Raw genomic sequence first — 16,848 nt, 5'->3', positions numbered from 1 at the left:
GTCGTTTTCAGGTGCCGAAGCCGATTCAGGTCTGGTGCCGTCCGGCGCCCGGCTTGAAGCGCGAGCCGAGCCGGTAGCGGTTGCCCGGATGCAGGAAGTGCACGAACGTGACGGGCAGCCCGTTCGTCCAGGTGCGGCGCGTGAGGGTGAGACACGGCTCGTCGGCGCGCATGTCGAGCAGCCGCGCCTGTTCGCTCGTCGGCAGCGCCGCGTCGACGACGTGCTCGATCTCCAGTTCGTAGTGCGACACGTTGTTGAACAGGTATTCGGACGGCGGCTCGGCCTGGAAGTCCTGATCGATGAATTCGGGTGCGGCGGCCGGATTCACGTAGCGATCCTCGAGCTGGATCGGGCGGCCGTTTTCCTCGTGCACGCACACCACGTGAAAGACCGGCGTGTTGACCGCCAGCCCGAACGCGGCCGCGACGTCGAACGACGCGGGTTCGCGCGACTGGCTGAGCACGCGGCAGCGATATTCGTGTCCGCGCGCGCGGATCTCGTCGCGGATGTGCGCGATCATCAGCAGGTTCGACTGCGGCTTCACTTCGGCGACGAAGGTGCCGACGCCCGCGATGCGCTTGAGCACGCCTTCCTCGGTCAGCTCGCGCAGCGCGCGGTTGACCGTCATGCGCGCGACGCCGAATTGCGCGGCGAGATCGAGTTCGGACGGAATGCGGTCGCCCGGGCGCCACTCGCTCGCGTCGACCTTCTGGCGAACGAGCGTCTTGATCTGCTGGAACGGTGCGGTGGCCTTCGTGACCATCGGAAGATCCTTGCGCGAAGAAGTGACGAGGCTAGTCGTCGTGGCTGACGATGACCAGGATCTCCGCCTGCGCGGCGCCGAGGCTGCGCGTGCGGTGCGGGATGAGTGCGTTGAAATAGACTGAATCGCCGGTCTTGAGTTGCACCGTCTCGTTCGGGAATTCGATTTCGACGCGCCCCTTGTGCACGAACAGGAATTCCTCGCCTTCGTGCTCGCGGAACGTCGACGCGACGAATTCGTGCGGCGGATGCACGACGAACGGCAGCATCTTCTTCGGCGCGACGCCGGCCGCGATGCTTTCGAAGCGGTGCGCGTGGCTGTTGGCCGCCGCACCCATCGCCGTGCGCTCGCCGGCGCGCGTGACCGTGATCAGCTCGCGGTTGTGGCTTTCCGAGAACAGCTGCTCGACGTCGATGTTCAGCGCCTTCGACAGCTTCAGCGCGACCGCGATCGACGGCACGCTCAGGCCGCGCTCGACTTTCGACAGGTAGCTCTTGGTCAGGCCGGTCTCGTCGGCCAGCACATCGAGCGTCCAGCCCTTCTGTTTTCTGAGCAGCTTCAGGCGAATCGTCATGGGGCGCCAAGTGTCCTTCGAAAAATCGATTGTAACGCATGACACAAAGTGTCCTGTGGTGTATCGTGTGTCTTTCGTGTCCACGGACACGGCCGCGGACGGCGCGGCAGATCCGATCCATTCAGGAGGTGAACATGGCGGAAACGCTGAATTTGACGAAGGAGGCGCTGGTCGCGCTGGCGGAGCGGCGTCTCGAGAACGAGGTGGGCGACAGCGGCTGGTCCGTGCGGCAAAAGCTCGCGCTCACGTGCCGGATCCTGTTCGACGCCGGTCACGATTCGGGCCTGGCCGGGCAGATCACCTGCCGCGCGGGCGACGCCGGCACGTACTACACGCAGCGGCTGGGGCTCGGCTTCGACGAGATCTCGGCCGCGAACCTGCTGCGCGTGAACGAGGATCTCGACGTCGTCGACGGCGAAGGCATTCCGAACCCGGCCAACCGGTTCCATACGTGGATCTATCGCGAGCGCCCGGACGTGAACTGCATCATCCATACGCACCCGGCGCATGTCGCGGCGCTGTCGATGCTCGAGCAGCCGCTCGTCGTGTCGCACATGGACACCTGCCCGCTGTACGACGATTGCGCATTCCTGAAGGACTGGCCCGGCGTGCCGGTCGGCAACGAGGAAGGCGAGATCATTTCGAAGGCGCTCGGCGATAAGCGCGCCATCCTGCTGTCGCATCACGGCCAGCTCGTGGTCGGCAGGACGATCGAGGAAGCCTGCATCCTTGCGCTGCTGATCGAGCGGGCCGCGAAGCTGCAACTGCTGGCGATGTCGGCCGGCGAGATCAAGCCGGTGCCGCCGGCGCTCGCGCGGGAAGCGCACGACTGGATTTCGAAGCCGAAGCGCGATGCCGTGACGTTCGACTACTACGCGCGTCGCGCATTGCGAACGCATCCGGACTGTATTGCATGAACACGCACGTTGCGTTCGTCGCGTCCATCCATCACTGAGGAATCCATATCGTGTCCATCCTGCTGCAAGGCATCATCGCCTATCCGGTTACGCCGTTCTCCGCCGACGGCGCCATCGCCCTGCCGGCGCTCGATGCGCTGATCGAGCGCCTGATCGCCGATGGCGTCCACGCGATCGCGCCGCTGGGCAGTACCGGCGAGAGCGCGTACCTGTCCGACGCCGAATGGGAGGCGGTCGCCACCGCGTCGATTCGCGCGGTGCGCCGGCGCGTGCCGACCGTCGTCGGCATTTCCGATCTCACGACGGCCGGTGCGGTGCGCCGCGCGCGCTTAGCCGAACAGGCCGGCGCCGATGCCGTGATGGTGCTGCCCGTGTCGTACTGGAAGCTCGGCAACGACGAGATCGTCGCGCATTACCGCGCGATCGGCGACGCCATCGGCATCCCGATCATGCTGTACAACAACCCCGCGACGAGCGGCGTCGACATGTCGCCCGACCTGATCGCGACGATCTGCCGAACCGTCGACAACGTGACGATGGTCAAGGAGAGCACCGGCGACATCGGGCGGATGCACCGGCTCGCGCAGTTGAGCGACGGAGCGATCCCGTTCTACAACGGCAGCAATCCGATGGCGCTTGCCGCGCTGGCCGCTGGCGCGGCCGGATGGTGCACGGCCGCGCCGAACCTGAATGCCGCGTTGCCGATTGCGCTGGTCGACGCGATGCGCGCGGGCGACCTGGCGCGCGCCAGGACGGTTTTTCACGCGCAGTTGCCGCTGCTGCGGTTCATCGTCGACGGCGGCCTGCCGGTGACCGTGAAGGCCGGGTTGCGGCTGCGCGGCTTCGACGCGGGCGAGCCGAGGCGGCCGTTGCTGCCGCTCGGCGACGTGCGCACGCGCGAGCTCGAACGCCTGCTCGCGGCACTGCCGGACGGTGTGCCGGCATGAGCAGCGACGCGCGGCCGGCGATCGCGGTCGCCATCGCCGCGGTGCGGGTCGGCACGAGCCGGCCGCTGGCCGGCACGCCGCACCTGAGTGCGATCGACAAGCAGCCGGTCGACGCGCGTCTGTGGCTCGGCGCGCTCGGCTTCGCGGGCGACGGGCAGGCCGATGCGCGGCATCACGGCGGGCCCGACAAGGCGGTCCATCACTATGCTTACGACCACTATCCGTGGTGGTCCGAGCAGATCGGGGCGCGTGACGTGCTCGGGCGGCCGGGCGCCTTTGGCGAGAACCTGTCGACGCACGGCGTGACCGAGCACGACGTGTGTCTCGGCGACGTGTTCACGCTGGGCGGCGCCGTGCTGCAGGTGTCGCAGTCGCGGCAGCCGTGCTGGAAGCTCAATGCGCGTTTCGACCATCCGCGCATGGCGGCGCTCGTGCAGCAAAGCGGCCGGACCGGCTGGTACTACCGTGTGCTGGACGAAGGCTGGGTGGCGCCGGGCGATGTGCTGGCGCTGCACGAGCGCCGATATCCGCAATGGCCGCTGTCGACGGTGCTCGATGTGCTGTACCGGCGCACGCTCGACATGGCCGCGCTGGATGCGCTGTGCGGCGTTCCGGTGTTGCCGCCCGGCTGGCGCAGGATGCTCGAAAAGCGCCTCACGGAGCGGCAGGTGGAAGACTGGACGAAGCGGCTCGAAGGCTGACGCGCCCGCGTGTGCGGTTTAGCCGGCCGGCAGGCTTCGCACGTCGGCCGTCGGCTCGGCGCCGAACGCGTCGCTCAGCGCATGGCCGATCAGGTGCCGCGCGGCAGCCTCGGGCGTCGACAGCGCGCCGCTCGCCTTCAACTCGTCGAATTTCTCGCGCATCGGGAAGTTCTCTTCGCCGGTCGAGCGGATCGTCGCCTGCATGCCCGTATCGACGACGCCCGGCGCGACGCTGCAGATCCGCAGCGCGCGGTTCGCGTCGAGCGCGACGGCGCGTGCGTGATGATCGAGCGCGGCCTTGGTCGCGCAATAGACGCTCCAGCCCGCGTATGCGTTGCGCGCGGCGCCGCTCGACAGGTGCAGGATCCGGCATTCGGTCGGGGCCGATACCGCCTGCACGAGCGCGGCCGACAGCATCAGCGGCGCCGCGACGTTCAGGCCGACCGCGCGCGCGACGAGCGCCGGGTCCTGCGCGTCGAGCGGCCCGATCGGATCGACGATGCCCGCGTTGTTGAAGAGCAGCACGATCGACGCGCCGTCGACGAAGCTGCGCAGCGTGTCGCCGGCCAGCCACGTCGCGACAGCCGACGTATCCGACAGGTCGAGTTCGATTTCGGCGAATCGGGCGCCGGCCTGCGCGGCGAGCGACGGATGACGGCTGCGCGACACGCCGAGCACGGCGATGCCTTCCTGCAGCAGCTGCTCCGCGAGTGACGCGCCGAGGCCGCGCGTGTGTCCGGTGACGATGGCGCGCACGTTCGGCGCTGAAGAGGATGCGGTCATGGTGGTGAACGAGTAAACGGTTGAACCGTGTTGACGAGTGGCGAGTGCCGCGCATGCGCGTCAACCCGGCGGGCGGGACGGGCGATGCGCGGTGCCGACGTGGCGTGCGAAGGCGGCCGCGTACGGCGCCGCCTCTCCGGCTGAACGCGTATCGTAGCGCCGGCCTGCATGACGCGCAAACGCGCGGCGACGCCAGCCGCAGCCACGCAGCGTGAATGCGCGGCGCCGAATGCACGCATCGTCGCGCGCCGCCGCACGCCCGATACGTTGGACGAAAGCCGTCTGCGGCAAGTGCGCGCGGCGCGGCGGCAACTGGCGTCGGCCCCCGCGTCGCGAGCTATCATATGGCTCGCCCGTTCGCGACGCCGGACGGGCCGCGACGTTTCCCTTCACCTGCTGCACGCTGCGACGCCATCCATGAACACCACGCCGGATATGCCCACGCCACGCGCCTTGCGCGAACTCACGCCTCTCGAGGCCCGCATTCTCGGGGTGCTCGTCGAGAAGCAGCACACGGTGCCGGACACCTATCCGCTGTCGCTGAACGCGCTGACCGCGGGCTGCAATCAGAAAACCGCACGCTCGCCGGTGATGAACGTCAGCGAGGACGAGGTCACGACCGCGATCGACAGCCTCAAGCACCTGAGCCTCGTGATGGAGGGCAGCAGCAGCCGCGTGCCGCGTTTCGAGCACAACATGAATCGCGTGCTCGGCATCCCGAGCCAGGCGATCGCGCTGCTGACGATCCTGCTGCTGCGCGGCCCGCAGACGGCCGCCGAACTGCGCCTGAACAGCGCGCGCCTGCACGGCTTCGCGGACATCTCGTCGGTCGAGGCCTTCCTGGACGAACTCGCGGCGCGTGCGCAGCCGCTCGTGATCCGGCTGCCGCGTGCGGCCGGTGCGCGCGAGAACCGCTGGCTGCACCTGATGTGCGGCGAGGTGAACGTCGCAGACTTCGTCGGTCCGGATACCGGTGGCGGCACGGATTCCGTTCCGCCGTCCGAGTTCGAGGCGCTGAAGGCCGAGCAGAAGCGGCTTGCGGATGAAGTGGCGCGGCTGAACGCGCTCGTTCAGCGGATGGCGACCGAACTCGGGATCGACGTCGACGCGCCGGGCGACGCGGGCTGACGGGCGGCTCGAGTCAACCTCGCGCCGGCGCGCAAGCGGGCGCGCCGGTTGACGGCCCCGCGTCGCGAGACCGCCCGATCCGGATCACCAGCGGCACCCCGTCTTCGCGGACGCATCGACGTCCTGCGCCCACGTGAAATCGGTCTTCTTGCCGGTACGCGCATGGGTGTACGTCATCGAATAGACGATCGCACCCTGGCTCATCATTTCATATTCGCCGTTGATCTTGCCGTCGACCATTTCCCACCACGTTGTCGTGTACTGGTACGGGCGGCCTTCCGCGAGCTCCTCGTGATCCTCGTGCTTGAACAGCAGCGGGATGGCCGACTTCGATTTCGCATACCGGACGACGCCGCCTTGCCACTTGGCCACGTCGTCGTAATACGTGCGCAGCTCGAATCGCACGGGTTTGTCGCCGGTCGTCCTGAAGCACAGCACTTCCGTGCTGACCTCGGCCGACGCGGGCAATGCGATGCACAGCAGCAACGCGGCGAATGCTTTTTTCATGTTGGCAGGTGAGTGAGGGTGAGGCGATTCAGCCGATGCTGATCCGCGTGGCGCCCGCATCGACGAGCCGGAACAGCAAGTCCTCGACGGCGGCTCCCGGCGCCGAACCGAGATCCGCGTTGACCTGCCATCCGTGCTCCGTGCGTACCGGCTCCGACAGATAGTGAACGACGCCGTGCAGGCCGTCCTCGGCCGGCACGCGTGCGTCGTCGGCGTCGAACCACGCGAAGAACCATGCCTTGAACGCGTCGGTGGCCGCGGCTTCGTCGAAACCGTCGGCTTCGACCGTCACCCAGTCCCACACGAATGGCTGGATCGACACGGCCGCCGTGTCGAGTTCGAACGCGAACGGTTCGAAATCCAGTTGCGCATTCGAGTCGACCATCGCCGGCTGGCCGGCCGATTCGCCTCCGGTGTGAACGAAATCGGCGCGGCACGGCAGCGCGAGCGGGCCTTCGGTGGCGAGCGTGCCGTCGGCTTTCCGGTAGGCCGGTTCGACGACGGCCACCGGTTGCGCCGCCGCTTGCGCGAGCAGGTCGGCGTAGGGCTGGCGGATGGCGCTGAGCAGTTCGGATACGGTCATCTTGGCGGGTCGGGTCAGGTTGCGAACGTCAATCACGGACGGATGGTGCGTCGTGCCGCCGGCGTCGAACGACGGCCCGCATCGGCAGGGGACAGCCACGATCGTACGGTACTTCGATGGCATGCGACCACTCGGCCGAACGGCCGGCTCGCGTCGCGACGTGAGCGCTTGTGCGGAAGTTCTGCGCGAGCGGCGTGTCGCCATGCGCGAGTGCCATAATCGAGGCTGCCAATCATTCCAGACGTCCCCCGGAGAATTCTCATGCAGAACCTCGACAATCCTTCCCACGATCGCGAGGTAGGCAGCGCCGACGCGACGCAGGACACCACGCGCATCGACGACGTCCGCATCGGCGCCGTGCGTCCGCTGATTTCCCCGGCGCTGCTGCAGGACGAGCTGCCGGTGCCCGCCTCCACGCAGACACTCGTCGAGGACACGCGCCGCGCGATCGGCGACATCCTGCATGGCCGCGACGACCGGCTGCTGCTCGTCGTCGGCCCGTGCTCGATCCACGACCACGACCAGGCGCTCGACTACGCACGTCGCCTGAAGGCCGCCGCCGATGCGCTGAAGGATGACCTGCTGATCACGATGCGCGTGTACTTCGAGAAGCCGCGCACGACGGTCGGCTGGAAGGGGTACATCAACGATCCGCGCCTGGACGGCAGTTTCCGCATCAACGAAGGGCTGCGCGCCGCGCGGCAGCTGCTGCTCGACATCAACGCGCTGGGCCTGCCGGCGTCGACCGAATTCCTCGACCTGCTGAGCCCGCAATACATTGCCGACCTGATCGCGTGGGGCGCGATCGGCGCGCGCACGACCGAGAGCCAGAGCCATCGCCAGCTCGCGTCGGGGCTGAGCTGCCCTATCGGCTTCAAGAACGGCACCGACGGCGGCGTGCAGGTGGCGTCGGACGCGATCGTCGCCGCGCGCGCGAGCCACGCGTTCATGGGGATGACGAAGATGGGGATGGCCGCGATCTTCGAGACGCGCGGCAACGACGATGCGCACGTGATCCTGCGCGGCGGCAAGAACGGGCCGAACTACGACGCCGAGCACGTCGAGGCGAGCTGCGCGGTGCTGCGCAAGAGCGGGTTGCGCGAGCAGGTGATGGTCGATTGCTCGCATGCGAACTCGAACAAGTCGCATGAGCGGCAGATCGACGTCGCGCAGGATCTCGCACGGCAGTTGGGGCAGGGCGAGCACCGGATCGTCGGCGTGATGGTGGAGAGCCATCTCGAGGCCGGGCGCCAGGATCTGAAGCCGGGCGTGCCGTTGCAGTACGGCGTGTCGATCACCGATGCGTGCCTGAGCTGGTCGCAGACCGAGCCGGTGCTCGACGTGCTGGCCGAGGCGGTGCGGCATCGCCGGGTGTATTCGCGCAACGCGTGACGCGGCGTGGCTGCGGGGCAGGTTGGCGGGGTTGCGCCCGCCGCGTGGTTCGATGCACCGGTGAAGATCTGTTGACCGTTTGCCATGTTCTCCTGATCGACAGGCCGCGGCGTCGCTGTTTCCGGGCCGTGCGCACCAACTATCCGCACGGTCATTGATCTGGCTCCGGCTCGATCCGCCTGCCGCGTTGCACGCTGGACGCACGATCCGGCGAATGTCGCTACCATGAACGCCGTGCTGCACGCCGCGGCCCGGCTATGCCGGTCCGTCATGCACACACGCAGTGGCGGCGCGGCCGACCGCCACGCGACCGACGAAGCGCGGGGCGGCCATCCGCGGGGCGGCCATCCGCGGGGTGCTCACCGATCAGCCGTTGCGCCCGCGTCGCTTCGCTCCCGGAATCAACAACAACCGAACCGGAGTGCAAACTACATGAAGTTCTACAAGACCCTCATCGCAGCAACCGTCCTCGCATCGAGCGTCAGCGCGCACGCGCAGATCGCCGGCGCGCAGCCGCTCAGCGTGACCGTCGAACAATCGCAGGCGCTGCTCGAAGGGTGGAGCGTGAAGAAGAGCGTGCTGGGCAAGGTCGTGTACAACGACGCAAACCAGAAAGTCGGCACGGTGCGCGACCTGATCGTCGCGCCGGACGGCTCGGTGTCGGCGGCGATCGTGTCGGCCGGCGGCTTCCTCGGCGTGGCCGCGCATGACGTCGCGGTGCCGATCGGGTCGCTCGACGTGCGCAACGGCAACATCTACCTGCCAGGCGCGACGAAGGATGCGCTGAAGGCCACGCCGGCGTTCCAGTACGCGAAGGTGCCGTCGGTGCCGAAGCCGAAGAAGGTCGACGACAAGCATTGATCGACAAGCATTGATGCATGCGGCCCGGCCCGGCACGCGATGTGCCGGGTCGGCCGGGTGCCACGTCACGTCGCACCGCGCGGCGATCCAGCACCGCCGCGCACCCTCATCCCCCCTGTCTACGTAATTCTACGTAGCCCCGCATACGTAGTTGTGCGCTTGTAAGCCTCCCCCATCGCGCGGAATACTACGGCCCACTGCCACGGCTTTCTCGAGACGCGGCACGACGCATCGACGTCACGCGGGTTCGGCCCCTCGCCGCATCCACTCAAAAACACATTGGAGACCAGGAGACGCCATGAATCGGGCTTCCAGTACCCTGCTCTGGATCGCGGTCGCGCTGCTCGGCGCGTTCGCATTCGGGACGATCGCACTTGGGCACGGCGAACGTGTCAGCGCGCTATGGATCGTGATCGCCGCAGTCTGCGTGTATCTGATCGCATATCGCTTCTACAGCCGCTTCATCGCCAGCAAGGTCATGCAGCTCGACGGGCTGCGGATGACCCCGGCGGTCAAGTACAACGACGGCCTCGACTACGTACCGACCAACAAGTACGTGCTGTTCGGCCATCACTTCGCCGCGATCGCCGGCGCCGGGCCGCTCGTCGGCCCCGTGCTCGCCGCGCAGATGGGCTACACGCCCGGCATGCTGTGGATCCTGGCCGGCGTCGTGTTCGCCGGCGCGGTGCAGGACTTCATCGTGCTGTTCATCTCGACGCGCCGCGACGGCCGCTCGCTCGGCGACCTCGTCAAGATGGAGCTCGGCACGGTGCCCGGCGTGATCGCGCTGTTCGGCGCGTTCCTGATCATGGTGATCATCCTCGCGGTGCTCGCGCTGATCGTCGTGAAGGCGCTGACGAATTCGCCGTGGGGCACGTTCACGGTCGCCGCGACGATTCCGATCGCGCTGTTCATGGGCATCTACACGCGCTACATCCGTCCGGGCCGCATCGGCGAAGTGTCGATCATCGGCTTCGTGCTGTTGATGGCATCGATCGCGTTCGGCCAACACGTGCACGATTCGGCGACGCTCGCCGCGTGGTTCACGTTCAACGGCACGCAGCTCACGTGGATCCTGATCGGCTACGGCTTCGTCGCATCGGTGCTGCCGGTGTGGCTGCTGCTCGCGCCGCGCGACTACCTGTCGACGTTCCTGAAGATCGGCACGATCCTCGGCCTCGCGATCGGCATCCTGGTCGTCGCACCGGAACTGAAGATGCCCGCGCTGACGAAGTTCGTCGACGGCACGGGCCCGGTGTGGTCGGGCAACCTGTTCCCGTTCCTGTTCATCACGATCGCGTGCGGCGCGGTGTCGGGTTTCCACGCGCTGATCTCGTCGGGCACGACGCCGAAGCTGATCGACAACGAATCCAACGCGCGCTTCATCGGTTACGGTGCGATGCTGATGGAATCGTTCGTCGCGATCATGGCGCTCGTCGCCGCGTGCGTGATCGAGCCGGGCATCTACTTCGCGATGAACGCGCCGGCGGCCGTGCTCGGCTCGACGCCGGAAGCCGTCGCGAACACGGTCACGCAATGGGGCTTCGTGCTGACGCCCGACATGCTGACGCAGACCGCGAAGGCCGTCGGCGAGACGACGATCATCGCGCGCGCGGGCGGCGCACCGACGCTGGCCGTCGGCATGGCGCACATCCTGCACCAGGTGATCGGCGGCGAAGCGATGATGGCGTTCTGGTATCACTTCGCGATCCTGTTCGAGGCGCTGTTCATCCTGACGGCCGTCGACGCCGGCACGCGCGCGGGCCGCTTCATGCTGCAGGACCTGCTCGGCACGTTCCATCCGGCGCTCAAGCGCACCGAGTCGCTGCCCGCGAACCTGGTGGCCACCGCGCTGTGCGTGGCCGCGTGGGGCTACTTCCTGTACCAGGGCGTGGTCGATCCGCTCGGCGGCATCAACACGCTGTGGCCGCTGTTCGGCATCTCGAACCAGATGCTCGCCGCGATCGCGCTGGTGCTCGGCACCGTCGTGCTGTTCAAGATGAAGCGCGAGCGCTACGCGTGGGTGACGATCGTGCCGACCGCGTGGCTGCTGATCTGCACGCTGACGGCCGGCTGGCAGAAGATTTTCGATTCGAATCCGAAGGTCAGCTTCCTCGCGCACGCCGCGAAGCTGCAGGCCGCGGTGGACGAAGGCAAGGTGCTCGCGCCGGCGAAGTCGATCGCGCAGATGCAGCGGATCATCTTCAACGACTACATCGATGCGGCGCTGGCCGGCCTGTTCATCTTCGTCGTCGTGGCGATCGCGGTGTACGGCCTGCTCGCCGTGCTGCGCGCGCGCCGCGAGTCGAAGCCGACCGTGCGCGAGACGCCGTACGAGGCGATGCCGGCCGCGCAGGCGCTCGGCAGCGGCCGATAACGGGAGGCCGCGATGTTCAGCGATCTCGGCGGCGACCTGCGCAGCGCGGGGCGTTACCTCGGGCAGGCGTTGCGGCTGATGGTCGGCCTGCCCGACTACGACACCTACGTCGCGCACATGCGCGAAACCCATCCGGACCGCGAGCCGATGACGTACGAGGAATTCTTCCGCGAGCGTCAGAACGCGCGGTACGGGTCGGGGGCGGGGAAGTGTTGCTGAACCCGGGCTGGTGAAGCTGCCCGGCAGGGCGGTCCGGTGATGGACCAGGAAGCGCCGCGAACGCATTCGCGGCGCTTTTTTCTTTTGGGAGCCGGGCGACGCACGCGGGCGCTGCCGTCGCCGCCGCGTTTGACCGGCTTCAGCATGGCTCGCTCGCCGCGCCGGTATCATAGGGCTTTTGCTTTTTCCGATGAATCCGCGCAGGAGAATCCGTCGTGCATGTCGGTGAGCGTTTCAACAGCATTTCCCATCTCGTCGGCGCGGTGTTGTCGGTGGCAGGGCTGGTCGCGCTGGTGACGATGGGCGCGCTCGATCGCGATCCCTACAAGATCGTGAGCTTCAGCGTGTACGGCGCGATGCTGATCCTGCTGTACGCGATCTCGACGCTGTATCACAGCGTGCGCAACCCGCGGCTCAAGGCGATCCTGCAGAAGTGCGACCATTCGGCCATTTATCTGCTGATCGCGGGCAGCTACACGCCCTTCGCGCTCGTCACGCTGCGCGGCCCGTGGGGCTGGTCGCTGTTCGGCGTGAGCTGGGGGCTCGCCGCATTCGGGATCGCGCAGGAGCTCACGCTCGGACGGCGCACGCGCATCGTGTCGATGGTGCTGTACGTGCTGATGGGCTGGCTCGCGCTCGTCGCGATCCGCCCGCTGATCCATGCGTTGCCGCCCGTGGGGACTGCCTGGCTCGTGGCCGGCGGCGTCATCTACAGCGCGGGCATCTACTTCTTCATCAACGACGAGCGCATCCGCCACGGGCACGGTATCTGGCACCTGTTCGTGCTGGCCGGCAGCCTGTGCCAGTTCGTCAGTGTCGCTATGTACGTTGCGTGAGCGTGAGCGTGGGCGTGGACGGCCCGGTGCGCGTCATTCGCGTCCGGCCGCTTGTGCCGCGCCGCGCAGCGCGATGAACCCGACCCATCCCCAGTAGACGCGGTGATGCGCGATCAGCCCGTCGCGCAGATCCATCACCTCGACGAGATCGACCTGATCGCCTTCCGGCGTTTCGCGCGGATATTCCCATATGAGTTGCCGCCCGTTCGAGAAGAACGTGCTCGTGCGGTGCCAGCGTCCGAGCTTGTTGCCCGGATTGCGCAGGCCCGCCGCGAAGAACTCCCCGATCGCGGCCTTGCCGTGCAGCACGCCCGTGCCTCGATCGGGCAGCGTGACGACGATCAGCGGCGTTTCGAGGATCGCGTCGTCCGCGTACAGCGACATCAGCGCGTCGAGGTCGCGTGCGACGACGGCGGCGTGCCAGTCTCGATGGATGCGTTGCGCATCGGTGTCGGCGTGGGTCATGACGGGTTCCGGCGAGCGTGGATAACGGAACCACTGTATTGATGCAACGCCGCCGGACGTTTCATCGCGAACCGAAACGTGGATGTCGCGCAAGCCGCCGTCAGCCCCTCAGCCTCCCAGCGCGCCGAGATTCAGTTCGTGCGACTTGCCGATCCACACCGCGCTGTCGCGGTGGTCGCGCAGTTCGTCGTTCGTGTTCGGATGCAGGAAGATGTCGAGCGCACCGTGATTCAGCACGAGCCACGGCACGATGGTGTCGAACCGCGCGGCGTCGAACGCGATCTGATACGACCACGCAGGATGCGGGCCGACGAGGCGTTCGTGAAAGCGGCCGAGCTCGATGATCGCGCCGAACCGTTCTTCGACGACGAGGCGAAACGCCCAGGCCGCGTCGCGACTCGCGGCGTCGAAGTAGACGTGTGCGTGCCAACTGTCGATGGCGGTGGTGTCGATGTCGGACATGGCGGAACTCGAGTGAAGAATGGGGAAGGCATGAGAGCCGTGACATACGGCCGATGCGCAATTATCGCGCTTACTCGTCGGACACGTCTTGTCTCAGAACGGTAAATCGGCGCGGAGGATTTGCTGCGCGTCAGCGAAACCGGCTCGTTCGATAGGTTTTTTCTCGCGTGCGTCCATGCATGCTGCATCGCGCCGAAAGCCTTGCCAGGCCAAGCTTCGGCAGAAATCCCGGCGGAAATATGTCATTTCGAAAACTGCAAAGGCGATTCACGAGCTGATTCGAATCGTCTGCGAAAACGCGATCAGGTAGTTGAATGAAATAAAGAAATTCCGCACAGGCGGCAGTCGCGAATGCGCGGATCGCGCCCCGACTGCCGGTGCCGAAAATATCAATTGCGGAATCGGCTATTCAAGCGCACGGCCTCGCGGCATACGATGACTACACCGCATCGATCATCGAGATCGATGCGCAAACAACCATCTGGAGGCCATGATGCGATCCCTTGTTTCCCTTGCCGTTCTGTCCGGCGCGCTTGCCGTGCTGCCCGTCGCGAGCTTCGCGCAGTCCGTCGACACCGAGTGGCAGAACGCCGCGCCGTTGAGCTGGAAGGCGGCGCGTGCCGAGACCGACGTGCAGCTGATGCAGATGACGCGCGCCGGCTATCGTGCGACGGCGGCCGGCAACCAGAACTATCCGCTCGCGATGCAGCGTGCGCTCGAGCGCGTGCACAACCCGTTGCCCGACCGCTCGCAGGAAGAGAAGGCGGCGATGGAACAGCGTGCGGCGCGCGACGCGCAGAGCGGCCATCCGGTGAAGGCGTTCTTCGTGAAGACCGCGTACTACCTGAAGGGCGAGAACACGTTCTGATGCGGGAGACGAGCATGGCATGCGCGAACCGACTCCCCGCCGCGTTGCGCGCGTCGCTGATCCGCCGGCTGCCGGCGGCGTGCGCGACGCGGCGGCGGGACGACGTGTATGGCGCGCGGCGCCGCGCGAACGGCAATCGCGACGCAAGCCGCGGTGGCGTCGCGTGCCGCACCGCGTGCCCGGCATTCGATGCGGACGACGTTGCCGCAAGCGAGGACGAATCATGAAGGCCGTCCGGAAGGGCCGTCGCCGCCCGCCGTTGACGCGCGAGTGGCTGCTGCCGCTGCCGCCCGCGCATGTGCGCGACATTTCGCTGAAATGCCACATGGCGCTCGTCGCACTGCGCGGCGAGCACGGCAGCGAAACGTTGCTGATGCGGCTGCGCACGAGCGTCTATCTAGTGTTCCTCGCGCTCGACGATGCGGTATCCCCCGATGCGAGCATCGACCTCTGCGTCGAGGCGGAGCGCGTGCTCGACGCGAGCGTGGCGCGCGCCGCGCAAAGCGGCGCATGGACGCTGCACGACGACGAATGCGCGGTGCTCGAGCGCGTGCTCGCCGCGAACGACGCGTGTGTCGCGACGCTCACGCGACACCGGCTCGCCGAGCTATGGAATCACGTCTGCACGTTTGCGTCGGCCGAACAGCCGGCGCTGGTCGCGCACGCGGCGGCGAAGATGCGGGAGCCGGCCGTGCTGCATTGAGCGGCGGCCACGCGACCGACGCCCGGGCCGTGTTTCGTACGAGTCCCATTCACGGGGGCTGACTCTCGCCGTCTAATGTCACGACACGAGCCGAACGGGTTCGGTCGATGACGATCCATCCTCGCGTTTGCGACGATCGTGCGTGTCGGCGCGAACGCATTCGTTTCACTCAGGAGGAGCGATGGCGCTATACAGGATCGGCGGCTATTTCACGTGCGGAATCGGCCGCGCATTCAGCGAGAACCTGCCGCCGGGCAGCGAAGTGAAGATCGCGGGCATCTATCGATGCACCGTGTGCGGCGACGAGATCGGCATTGCGAAATGGCAGACGCTGCCGTCCGAGGAAACCCATCAGCACGATCTCGATCCGCCGTCCGATCCGCTGCTCGATCCCGGCCCGACCGCATGGCAGCTGATCGCGGCGGCGGAGTCGCGACACTAGCCTGGGCGAGCGGCGTGCGCATGCCGATGCGTGCGCGGATGCGCGGCGGCCCCGTTCACGAGGCCCGACAAAACAAAAGCGCCACGGAGCGAACTCCGTGGCGCTTCCTTGCCGCCTGCCTGCGCGAAGGCGCGAGCCTCCGCGTGGCGACACGCGCTTAAGCGGCCGTTGCCGACTTCGCCGGCTTCTGCAGCTTGCCCTTGCCGGCGCGCTGGATTTCGTCGAGCTTGATCTCGACGTGGCGCGAGAACACGTACTCGGCCGGACGCTGCTTCGCGATCGAGATGTCCGGTGCGAACGGGCCGTCGGTCTTGATGCCCTTCTTGCTCACGCGCAGCGCCTTCAGTGGATGCGAGATCGTGTCCATCACGGCGGTGGCTTCGAAGCCGCAGTGGACCATGCAGTCCGCGCACTTCTCGTAGTTGCCGACGCCGTAGTTGTCCCAGTTCGTGTCTTCCATCAGTTCCTTGAAGGTCTTCACGTAACCTTCGCCGACCAGATAGCACGGCTTCTGCCAGCCGAACACGGTGCGTGCGGGGTTGCCCCACGGCGTGCACTTGTACGTCTGGTTGCCGGCCAGGAAGTCGAGGAACAGCGACGACTGGCTGAACGACCAGCGCTTGCCGCCTTCGCCGCGCTTCAGGATCTCGCGGAACAGGTTCTTCGTCTTGTCGCGGTTCAGGAAGTGCTGCTGATCCGGCGCGCGTTCATATGCGTAGCCCGGCGACACGGTGATGCCGTCGACGCCGATCGGCTCGAGCGTGTCGAAGAACTTCGCGACGCGCTCGGGGATCGCATCGTTGAACAGCGTGCAGTTGATGTTCACGCGGAAGCCGCGGCGCTTCGCTTCCTTGATGGCCGCGACCGCCTTGTCGTACACGCCTTCCTGCGACACGGAATGGTCGTGCATCTCCTTGTCGCCGTCGAGGTGGACCGACCAGACGAAGTACGGATTCGGCTCGTAGTCGTCCATCTTCTTTTCCATCAGGAGCGCGTTCGTGCACAGGTACACGAATTTCTTGCGCTTCATGATGCCCTTGACGATCTCCGGCATCTCCTTGTGGAGCAGCGGCTCGCCGCCGGCGATCGACACGATGGGCGCGCCGCACTCGTCGACGGCGCCCAGGCATTCCTCGACGGACAGGCGCTGATTCAGGATCGGGTCCGGATAGTCGATCTTGCCGCAGCCGTTGCACGCGAGGTTGCAGCGGAACAGCGGCTCGAGCATCAGCGCGAGCGGATAGCGTTTGTTGCCGGACAGGTGTTGGCGCATGATGTATGCGCCGACGCGGACTTGCTGGAGCAGCGGAATAGACAAGA

Annotated in this window: 21 protein-coding genes; 13 read left to right on the top strand and 8 right to left on the bottom strand. The window is 66.9% G+C overall.

The genetic code is table 11. The features are described 5' to 3' along the window. Positions 1 to 25 precede the first annotated feature (25 nt). Positions 26 to 763, bottom strand: coding sequence for a histidine utilization repressor (hutC, locus tag BAMB_RS24495; protein ID WP_011659835.1), 738 nt, complete (start codon positions 761 to 763; stop codon positions 26 to 28). Positions 764 to 794: 31 nt separating this feature from the next. Beyond that, positions 795 to 1,337 carry a helix-turn-helix domain-containing protein gene (locus BAMB_RS24490; protein ID WP_011659834.1) on the bottom strand — a complete coding sequence of 181 codons (543 nt, stop codon included), beginning with the start codon at positions 1,335 to 1,337 and terminating at the stop codon, positions 795 to 797. 134 nt (positions 1,338 to 1,471) lie between these two features. Between BAMB_RS24490 and BAMB_RS24485 the strand changes: the two genes are divergently transcribed. The 3 genes from BAMB_RS24485 to BAMB_RS24475 are packed head-to-tail and all read left to right on the top strand — an operon-like array spanning position 1,472 to position 3,902. Beyond that, positions 1,472 to 2,254 carry an aldolase gene (locus BAMB_RS24485; protein WP_011659833.1) on the top strand — a complete coding sequence of 261 codons (783 nt, stop codon included), beginning with the start codon at positions 1,472 to 1,474 and terminating at the stop codon, positions 2,252 to 2,254. Between the two features lie 50 nt (positions 2,255 to 2,304). Next, on the top strand, positions 2,305 to 3,201 hold the full coding sequence (locus BAMB_RS24480; RefSeq protein ID WP_011659832.1) for a dihydrodipicolinate synthase family protein: 897 nt from the start codon (positions 2,305 to 2,307) through the stop codon (positions 3,199 to 3,201). Next, the gene (locus BAMB_RS24475) at positions 3,198 to 3,902 is read left to right on the top strand and encodes an MOSC domain-containing protein (RefSeq protein WP_011659831.1); all 705 of its coding nucleotides are present in this window, start codon (positions 3,198 to 3,200) and stop codon (positions 3,900 to 3,902) included. The genes BAMB_RS24480 and BAMB_RS24475 overlap by 4 nt, the downstream gene beginning before the upstream one ends. An 18-nt stretch (positions 3,903 to 3,920) precedes the next feature. Here the strand turns inward: BAMB_RS24475 and BAMB_RS24470 are convergent, their stop codons facing one another. Further along, on the bottom strand, positions 3,921 to 4,685 hold the full coding sequence (locus BAMB_RS24470; protein WP_011659830.1) for an SDR family oxidoreductase: 765 nt from the start codon (positions 4,683 to 4,685) through the stop codon (positions 3,921 to 3,923). Between the two features lie 417 nt (positions 4,686 to 5,102). On the opposite strand from BAMB_RS24470, the gene BAMB_RS24460 reads away from it, so the two are divergent. After that, positions 5,103 to 5,813, top strand: a complete 711-nt coding sequence (locus BAMB_RS24460; protein ID WP_011659829.1) for a YceH family protein — start codon at positions 5,103 to 5,105, stop codon at positions 5,811 to 5,813. Between the two features lie 84 nt (positions 5,814 to 5,897). Here the strand turns inward: BAMB_RS24460 and BAMB_RS24455 are convergent, their stop codons facing one another. Both BAMB_RS24455 and BAMB_RS24450 read right to left on the bottom strand, forming a co-directional pair. Then, the gene (locus tag BAMB_RS24455; RefSeq protein WP_011659828.1) at positions 5,898 to 6,320 is read right to left on the bottom strand and encodes a hypothetical protein; all 423 of its coding nucleotides are present in this window, start codon (positions 6,318 to 6,320) and stop codon (positions 5,898 to 5,900) included. A 28-nt stretch (positions 6,321 to 6,348) separates the two neighbouring features. After that, positions 6,349 to 6,903 (bottom strand): hypothetical protein, encoded by a 555-nt coding sequence (locus BAMB_RS24450; RefSeq protein ID WP_041491700.1) that lies wholly within the window; start codon positions 6,901 to 6,903, stop codon positions 6,349 to 6,351. A 261-nt stretch (positions 6,904 to 7,164) separates the two neighbouring features. On the opposite strand from BAMB_RS24450, the gene BAMB_RS24445 reads away from it, so the two are divergent. The 5 genes from BAMB_RS24445 to trhA all read left to right on the top strand — a co-directional run bounded on the left by BAMB_RS24445 (position 7,165) and on the right by trhA (position 12,588). Next, positions 7,165 to 8,295, top strand: a complete 1,131-nt coding sequence (locus BAMB_RS24445) for a 3-deoxy-7-phosphoheptulonate synthase (protein WP_011659826.1) — start codon at positions 7,165 to 7,167, stop codon at positions 8,293 to 8,295. A gap of 432 nt (positions 8,296 to 8,727) precedes the next feature. Then, complete coding sequence (locus BAMB_RS24440; protein WP_011659825.1) at positions 8,728 to 9,156, top strand: PRC-barrel domain-containing protein; 429 nt, start codon at positions 8,728 to 8,730, stop codon at positions 9,154 to 9,156. 298 nt (positions 9,157 to 9,454) lie between these two features. Beyond that, a complete protein-coding gene (locus tag BAMB_RS24435; RefSeq protein WP_011659824.1) occupies positions 9,455 to 11,533 on the top strand; it encodes a carbon starvation CstA family protein in 2,079 nt (692 codons plus the stop codon). Positions 11,534 to 11,545: 12 nt separating this feature from the next. Continuing rightward, positions 11,546 to 11,752: a YbdD/YjiX family protein gene (locus tag BAMB_RS24430; RefSeq protein WP_006761279.1), complete on the top strand. Its 207-nt coding sequence runs from the start codon at positions 11,546 to 11,548 to the stop codon at positions 11,750 to 11,752. A 215-nt stretch (positions 11,753 to 11,967) separates the two neighbouring features. Beyond that, the gene (gene trhA, locus BAMB_RS24425) at positions 11,968 to 12,588 is read left to right on the top strand and encodes a PAQR family membrane homeostasis protein TrhA (RefSeq protein WP_006761278.1); all 621 of its coding nucleotides are present in this window, start codon (positions 11,968 to 11,970) and stop codon (positions 12,586 to 12,588) included. Between the two features lie 33 nt (positions 12,589 to 12,621). On the opposite strand, the gene BAMB_RS24420 is transcribed toward trhA, so the two are convergent. Together BAMB_RS24420 and BAMB_RS24415 are read right to left on the bottom strand one after the other, a co-directional pair. After that, positions 12,622 to 13,053, bottom strand: coding sequence for a nuclear transport factor 2 family protein (locus BAMB_RS24420; protein WP_011659823.1), 432 nt, complete (start codon positions 13,051 to 13,053; stop codon positions 12,622 to 12,624). A 108-nt stretch (positions 13,054 to 13,161) separates the two neighbouring features. After that, positions 13,162 to 13,515 carry a DOPA 4,5-dioxygenase family protein gene (locus BAMB_RS24415; protein WP_011659822.1) on the bottom strand — a complete coding sequence of 118 codons (354 nt, stop codon included), beginning with the start codon at positions 13,513 to 13,515 and terminating at the stop codon, positions 13,162 to 13,164. A gap of 493 nt (positions 13,516 to 14,008) precedes the next feature. Here BAMB_RS24415 and BAMB_RS24410 point away from each other — a divergent pair, with 493 nt between their 5' ends. From BAMB_RS24410 to BAMB_RS24395, 4 genes are all read left to right on the top strand, one after another. Then, on the top strand, positions 14,009 to 14,383 hold the full coding sequence (locus BAMB_RS24410; RefSeq protein ID WP_011659821.1) for a hypothetical protein: 375 nt from the start codon (positions 14,009 to 14,011) through the stop codon (positions 14,381 to 14,383). A gap of 14 nt (positions 14,384 to 14,397) precedes the next feature. Then, positions 14,398 to 14,610: a hypothetical protein gene (locus BAMB_RS24405; RefSeq protein ID WP_041491553.1), complete on the top strand. Its 213-nt coding sequence runs from the start codon at positions 14,398 to 14,400 to the stop codon at positions 14,608 to 14,610. Beyond that, the gene (locus BAMB_RS24400; protein ID WP_011659820.1) at positions 14,607 to 15,086 is read left to right on the top strand and encodes a hypothetical protein; all 480 of its coding nucleotides are present in this window, start codon (positions 14,607 to 14,609) and stop codon (positions 15,084 to 15,086) included. Before BAMB_RS24405 ends, BAMB_RS24400 begins: the two co-directional genes overlap by 4 nt. 181 nt (positions 15,087 to 15,267) lie before the next feature. After that, positions 15,268 to 15,528, top strand: a complete 261-nt coding sequence (locus tag BAMB_RS24395) for a hypothetical protein (protein ID WP_006750234.1) — start codon at positions 15,268 to 15,270, stop codon at positions 15,526 to 15,528. A gap of 157 nt (positions 15,529 to 15,685) precedes the next feature. Here BAMB_RS24395 and hpnH read toward each other — a convergent pair whose 3' ends face one another. Further along, the gene (gene hpnH / locus BAMB_RS24390) at positions 15,686 to 16,846 is read right to left on the bottom strand and encodes an adenosyl-hopene transferase HpnH (protein WP_011659819.1); all 1,161 of its coding nucleotides are present in this window, start codon (positions 16,844 to 16,846) and stop codon (positions 15,686 to 15,688) included. Positions 16,847 to 16,848 lie beyond the last annotated feature (2 nt).

Source organism: Burkholderia ambifaria AMMD (assembly GCF_000203915.1).
GTDB lineage: Bacteria > Pseudomonadota > Gammaproteobacteria > Burkholderiales > Burkholderiaceae > Burkholderia > Burkholderia ambifaria.
Note: the sequence above shows the minus strand (reverse complement) of the source record. Positions and strands in the feature narration are given on the sequence as shown.